The following is a 6,640-nucleotide window of genomic DNA, read 5'->3' as shown; positions in this document are numbered from 1 at the left end:
CTGCTCTATGCCCTGGCATTCTGGAGCTTCATCCGCGCCGCCCGCGTCCTGCAGCGGCTCGCTGCCACCCGGACCGCGCCGGCCGCGCGGCCCAGGGCCGCCGCGCCGCAGGCCGGACGCCCGGCACAGGCCAGGCCGAGCAGGACCGGCAAGGGACTGCCCGTTAACCGCGCCCCGACAGTGCAGCGCATGCGTTGATAGAGATCATGCCGGACCAGACTCGAAAGCCACCCTCGAGCGTCGCCACCATCACGATGGCCGCCGTCCTGGTCGGTGCCGTGATCACCGCCGCCATCGGCGCCTTCCTGCCGGGCTTGATCGGCCTCACGGGCACACCGGCCATCGTGCTGCAGCTGGTGTTCTATGCCGTCGCCGCGATCGACGTGGCGATTGCGTTCTGGCTGCGGGCCAGGATTCGAAAGGCTGCATCGTCCCGCACCGGCGGAACGGTGCAGCGCCAATAGCGCAGCCATCGGCTACCGCGCGCATCGGCAGTCACGCTATCATCACGCCATGATCATCTCCGCCAGCTATCGCAGCGATATTCCGGCCTTTCATGGCGACTGGTTCCTGGCGGCGCTCGCAGCGGGCGAAGTGGCAGTGACCAATCCCTACAGCCAGCGCCCGTACACGGTCGACCTCAGGGCCGATGCGGTGGATGGCTATGTGTTCTGGACCCGCAATGCGCGGCCTTTCTCGCGGGCGCTGTCGGCGGTGGCGGCGCAGGGCAAGCCGTTCGTGGTGCAATACACCATCATCGGTTATCCGCGCGCCATCGACACCAACGTCATCGATCCATCGCTCGCCATCGCCAATGCGCGCGCCATTGCCGAGAGCTACGGACCGCGCGTGGTGGTGTGGCGCTATGATCCGATCCTGCTGACGCCCGACACCGAGACCGACTGGCACCGCGCGAACTTCGCGCGTCTGGCCGATGCCTTGGCGGGCATCGCGGACGAAGTCGTTGTCTCCTTCGCGCAGCTCTATGCCAAGTCGGCACGCAATCTGGCCAAGGCCGGCATTACCTGTCGCCAACCGGAGCCGGAGGAACGGACCGGCCTCATCATCGCTCTCCGTGAAACGGCTGCACACCGCGGCATCACCCTTTCGCTCTGCACCCAGCCGGACCTCACCGCGACCTCAAACACGCCCGGTGCGCGCTGCGTCGATGCCGTCCGCCTTGGCGATATCGCTGGCCGGCCGGTCGCCGCCGCCCTCAAGGGCAACCGGCCCGGCTGCCTGTGCGCCGAATCCCGCGACATCGGCGCCTATGACAGCTGCGTCCATGGCTGCCGCTATTGCTACGCCGTCGGCGACCACGAGGCAGTCCAGCGCCGCATGCGCCGGGAGCGGCGTTCCGCCGGATAAGCGCGCTGTTGACGTCGCGCGTCCCGGGGTAAGATTGCGTCCGGGACGGCTTCTCCCTGCGCCGGAAAGCGGGCGGAGGGCGTTAACAATTCGGTATGGATTAGGCATGAAGATCAATGGTTTAGCCGGATTCGTGCGGGTCCGGTGACGCGTGAGTGCGGAACGAGCGAGCTTGTCCCAGAGTGAGCCACCGGCCGAGCGGCCGGCCGATCAGAAACACCCGGATCTGGAACGCCTGCGTGCTGCGTGGGAGGTGGCGGCCGATGCGCTGCACAGTGCGGAGCGCGCGGCGGAGGCGGCGGCTGCCATCCGGGCCGAGCGCGATGCCCAGAGCCGATTTATCGCCGTGCTGGCCCATGAACTCAAGAATCCGCTGAACGCCATCTATGGCTATGCCCAGTTGCTGCGGCAGCCCGAACTGCCGACCGACGCGGCCGGCAAGACCGACAAGCTTGCGACCATCGAAACCGCGGCCAAGCATCTGATCGGCCTGGTCGGCGACATTCTGACCAGCGAGCAGATCGAAAGCGGAAATCTCGAGATCGATACCGAGCTGTTCGAGGTGGCGCCGCTGATCGAGGACGTCGCGGCACTGGAGCGCGCCTCGATCGAGGCCAACGGCAACAACCTGATCCTGCTGCTGCCGCCGGATTCCGGTTCCATCACGTCCGACCGCCGCCGGGTCGCGCAGATCCTGATCAACCTGCTCAGCAACGCCGCAAAGTTCACGCACAAGGGCGAAGTCGCGGTGACCGTCGTGCGCGACGAAGACAACAGCCTGCGCCTCACCGTCACGGATACCGGGAGCGGCATCGCGCCTGCGCGCAAGGCGCAATTGTTCGAAGCTTTCTCCGCGATCGGCGGTAAGGAATCGCGCCAGGCGGGCGGCCACGGGCTCGGTCTCTATATCACCGCGGGCCTGGTCGATCGCCTGAGCGGCAGCATCAGCGTCGACAGCGAGGTCGGCAAGGGCACGCGCATATCGGTCTGGCTGCCCGACCTGCGCACGCAGCGTCAGACGGAGCGACCGGGTGAATTTGAACTGCTGACCATGGGCTTCACCCAATCGCTGCCGGCGCTGGATCCGCTGCTGCAGCAGGTCGACGCGGACAGCTTCCTGATCGGCAGCGTGTTCGAATGCCTGACCGAGATCGGCGAGGACGGCTATGCGCGCCCGTGCTTGGCACGTTCGTGGCAGCAGATCGATCCGCGCACCTGGATGTTCCGCCTCGACCGCACCGCGCGTTTCCAGAACGGCGATCCGCTGACCTCGGCCGACGTGCTCGCGACCTTTCGCCGGGTGCGGCGCATGCTGGACGATACCGCGTGCGAGATGCAATCGACCGCGCCCGATCTGGAAGCCTGCGAAGCGGCGAACGACCATACGGTCGTGCTGCGCAGCCGCGCGCCCGCTCCCTTGTTCCTGGAGCAGCTCGCCGCGATTCCCATCATTCATCGTGCGGCGGGCGATCTGCCGGTCGGCGCCTTCGACCTGGCGCACGCCATCGGCACCGGCCCCTATCGCATGGTGGATTACGGTCCGCACGGATTGCGCCTGGTCGCGCATCACCGGACCGGCAAGCAGCCGGCACGGTGGAAAGTGGTGATCGGCCGTGGATTCCGCACGGCGGCCGAAGCGGAGGAAGCGCTGCTGTCCGGCCGGGTCGACGTGACGCCACACGTCGGGCGCGCCCTGGCGCGAAAGCTCGAGCGGGGCTCCGCCATCCGGATTCTGCGGCCACAGAGGGATTGCGTCTTTTTCCTGCAGCCCAACATCCTGCCCGGCGCGCGTGGCATGGCCTGGTTGCCGGACGGCACACCCATCGATGCCAACCCGCTGTCGGACGTCAGGGTCCGGCGCGCGCTCTCGCTGGCGATCGACCGCGCGTTCCTGGTGGACAAGGCGCTGATGGGCGGCGGCAAGATACTGGGCAGCCCGGTGCCGCCACATTTCTTCGGCGCCGATCGCAATCTGCTGCCGGATCCGTACGACCCGGAGCTCGCCCGCCATCTGCTGGCCACCGCCGGCTATCCCGACGGCTTCGCCCTCGCGACCGCCGCGATCGACGACGTCGAATCCGACGACCGGCAGTTGCTGCGCGCCTTGACCGTGCAGCTCGCCACTGCCGGCATCCACCTGAAGCCGAACTATGGCCCGTTGCGCGACTTCGCGCGCTACGATCCGCAGCCGAGCTTCGGCCTGCTCCTGACCAGCTGGGTGCCGTTTCTGCCGGATGCGGAGATGATCCTGCGCGACTTCGCAGCCGCCTTTGATCCGGAGCACGGCTTCGGCGCCTGCAACTACGGCCTGATCGCGATTCCCGAAATCGACCAGGCGGTGCGGCGCGCCGCGCGCAGCCTGGACCGGAGCGAGCGCGGCCGGCTGCTCAAGGAGGCGTGCCGCGCCATTGCCCACGAGTGCCTGCTGATCCCGTTGGTTCAGCAGATCGAGTGCCTCGCCTGCCGCGGCCACCTCGACATCGCCGGCCGCTATCACCTGTGGACTCGCCCCGATCAGGTCGTCCTGCGCGATGCGGAGATGCTGCTGTTCGATCAGCTGCTGGCGGAGTGATGCACACAGCTTTCGCCCCTACCCTCCGATGGTTGGAAGCTCCATATAGGGATCAACAGCTCACAGCTTGTCTCAAATGGAGGGCTCGTTGGCCGGATGCTGTCACGATGAACCATGTTCTGCGGAAACAGGCGACAAGGGCCTGAATTCCCCGGCATGGCGCCGCGCGCTTTGGATTGCCCTGGCCGTCAACGGCATCATGTTCGCGGGCGAGATCGTGGCGGGTCTCGCGGTCGGCTCTGCCTCTCTGCAGGCCGACGCCCTGGACTTCATGGCTGATACAGGCACGTATGCAATCAGCCTCGGTGTTGCCGGCCTCGGTCTCGCCTGGCGTGCGCGCGCCGCTTTGGTCAAAGGGACAGGCCTGCTCGCCCTGGGTTTCTGGGTCGTGGGATCGACCATCTGGCATGCCGGTGCCGGTACGCTGCCCAGGGCAGACGTGATGGGTGTCGTTGGCATCGCGGCACTGCTCGCCAATGCCGGTGTCGCGCTGATGCTGTTCCGTTTCCGGAGCGGCGACTCCAATATGCGCTCCGTCTGGATCTGCTCGCGTAATGATGTGATCGGCAATCTGGCGGTGCTGGCGGCCGCAGCCGGCGTGTTCGGCACCGGCACCGGATGGCCAGACCTCGTGGTCGCCGCAATCATGGCCAGCCTCAGCATCAGCGGTGGATGGCAGATTGTCCGCCAGGCGCGGGGTGAATTGCGCGCCCAGGCTCCCTACCCCGCTTAGGCGGAGTTGGCAAACTGCTCGATCACCCACTGCCGGAACGCGGCGATGCGCGGGATCTCGATCTCTTCCGCGCGGCTCACCAGGAAGTAGGAGCGGCCGGACTTCACACTCACTTGGAACGGCGCAACCAGGCGGCCGGATTTCATCTCCTCCGGATACATCCGCGGATCGAGCATGCCGACGCCGCCGTCGTTGATCGCGGATTCGATCACCAGGTCGGCGGTTTCCAGCACGATGCCGCGATCGACCACCAGGTCATCGAGGCCGGTCTGCGCGGCGAAGATTGTCCAGCACTGATAGAGGTCGTCGCCTTGGCGTACATGGAGCAGCGGCCGCGTGCGCAGGAACTCGGCGAGATTGTTGCCGGCGCCGGCCGCCACTTTCGGCGAGCAGACCGGTGTGAATTCCTCCCGCATCAGCAGATCGACGATCAGCGCATCGACCGTGTTGGTGCCGAAGAAGATCGCCATATCGACCGGCGCGCTGGCGAAGTCGATGTTGCTGGGCGGGGTGTCGATGCGGATCTCGAGATCGGGATGCTGGCGCTGGAAGTCGGCTAGGCGCGGCATCACCATCCTCCGCGCGAAGGTCGGCGGCAGCGATAAGGTCAAAGGCGGATTGGCATGGGTCGCCTTGATGCCGGCGATCACCTCCGCGATCTTGTCGAAACTGCCAGTCAGGACCGGCAGCAGCTTGCGCCCCTCTTCCGTCAGCTCCAGCGGTCCTTTGCGCTTCAGCAGCTGCACGCCGAGGATGTCTTCCAGGTTCTTGACCTGCCGGCTGACGGCGCTTTGCGTCACCAGCAACTGGTCGGCGGCCCTGGTGAAGCTCAAGGATCGGGCGACCGCCTCGAACGCGCGCAGGGCATTGAGTGGCGGCAGGCGGCGGCGGGTCGGTCTTTCAGCCATCGATACAGCGGGTAGATCGCGTCATAGTTATCAGTGATCAGGTATCAGGAATCAGAAGAGAATACACCGCATTTTCCTCTCATCTGATTACTGATCCCTGATTCCCGATTTCTGGCGTGCTTCGCGCGCGATCATCCAAAGCCCCGCCGCCACGATCAGGGCGGCGCCGCCCAGCGTGCTGACGCCAGGGATATCGCCCCACATGACGTAGCCCCATAGGCTGGCCCAGATCAGTGCGGAATATTCGAACGGCGCGACGAAGCTGGGCGCCGCGACCTTGTAGCCGGCGGTATAGAGGATCGACGCCAGGGCCGCCAATGCGCCGAAGCCCAGCAGCTTGCCAGCATCGAGCAGCGTCGGGGTGATCCAACCGCCGGTCAGGTAGCTGAGGCTCGGGTGGGCCGCATCATGGAAGGCGCCGCTGCCGAAGACGAGGCTGAGCAACAGGCCTGTCACCAGGAATCCGACCAGCTGCCAGAAGCTCATGACCGCCGAATTGACCCGCATGCCGACGGGGCGTGTCAGCATGAGTCCGAGCGCGTAGCACAAGGTGGCAAAGAGCACGAGCAGCGACGCGGGCTCGAACACCCCAACGCCCGGATGCTGCACGATGACGACGCCGATGAAGCCGACCCCGACCGCTGTCCAGCGCCAGGGTGGCACCCGTTCGCCGATCACCAGCCGAGACAGCGCCGCCACCATCAGCGGCATGGAGAAATAGATCGCGACCGCATCGGCGAACTCCATCGCCGCCAGCGAAATGTAGAAGCTGAGGCTGGCCAGCGACAGGATCGCGGCGCGCAGCAGCAACAGCCCGCTCGGCCGCGTGCGCAGGAGCAAAGTGAGTCCGCCATTGGCGGCGATCCAGCCGAAGATCAGCGCCAAAGCCGCGCCGGCACGGAACGTCTGCATCTGATGCACGGGATAGGACTGGCTGAGATCCTTGATGAAGGCGTCCTGCAGCGCCGTCACCGCCACCGCCAGACTGAGGATGAGCGCGCCTTTCAGCCGCTGCTGCGGCCGCGCGTCGGCATCGCTGCGGGCGTCGACCGCCGCCGC

Annotated in this window: 7 protein-coding genes; 5 read left to right on the top strand and 2 right to left on the bottom strand. The window is 66.4% G+C overall.

What is annotated here, in order from left to right; translation table 11 throughout:
- From DTX69_RS30705 to DTX69_RS16400, 5 genes are all read left to right on the top strand, one after another.
- On the top strand, positions 1–198 hold a 198-nt coding region (locus tag DTX69_RS30705), incomplete at its 5' end, for a hypothetical protein (RefSeq protein WP_284735821.1).
- Positions 199–206: 8 nt separating this feature from the next.
- Positions 207–464: a hypothetical protein gene (locus DTX69_RS16415; RefSeq protein ID WP_119302628.1), complete on the top strand. Its 258-nt coding sequence runs from the start codon at positions 207–209 to the stop codon at positions 462–464.
- A gap of 49 nt (positions 465–513) precedes the next feature.
- On the top strand, positions 514–1,368 hold the full coding sequence (locus DTX69_RS16410; protein WP_119302627.1) for a DUF1848 domain-containing protein: 855 nt from the start codon (positions 514–516) through the stop codon (positions 1,366–1,368).
- Between the two features lie 172 nt (positions 1,369–1,540).
- Positions 1,541–3,940: an ABC transporter substrate-binding protein gene (locus DTX69_RS16405; protein ID WP_162917270.1), complete on the top strand. Its 2,400-nt coding sequence runs from the start codon at positions 1,541–1,543 to the stop codon at positions 3,938–3,940.
- A gap of 88 nt (positions 3,941–4,028) precedes the next feature.
- Complete coding sequence (locus DTX69_RS16400; RefSeq protein WP_284735820.1) at positions 4,029–4,673, top strand: cation transporter; 645 nt, start codon at positions 4,029–4,031, stop codon at positions 4,671–4,673.
- On the opposite strand, the gene DTX69_RS16395 is transcribed toward DTX69_RS16400, so the two are convergent.
- Together DTX69_RS16395 and DTX69_RS16390 are read right to left on the bottom strand one after the other, a co-directional pair.
- Positions 4,670–5,581, bottom strand: coding sequence for a LysR substrate-binding domain-containing protein (locus DTX69_RS16395; RefSeq protein WP_119302624.1), 912 nt, complete (start codon positions 5,579–5,581; stop codon positions 4,670–4,672). The genes DTX69_RS16400 and DTX69_RS16395 overlap by 4 nt on opposite strands.
- An 87-nt stretch (positions 5,582–5,668) precedes the next feature.
- Positions 5,669–6,574, bottom strand: a complete 906-nt coding sequence (locus DTX69_RS16390) for a DMT family transporter (RefSeq protein WP_284735826.1) — start codon at positions 6,572–6,574, stop codon at positions 5,669–5,671.
- Positions 6,575–6,640: the final 66 nt, after the last annotated feature.

The organism is Dongia deserti, assembly GCF_003574735.1.
Classification (GTDB): domain Bacteria; phylum Pseudomonadota; class Alphaproteobacteria; order Dongiales; family Dongiaceae; genus Dongia_A; species Dongia_A deserti.
This window is presented reverse-complemented; position numbering and strand designations above follow the sequence as displayed.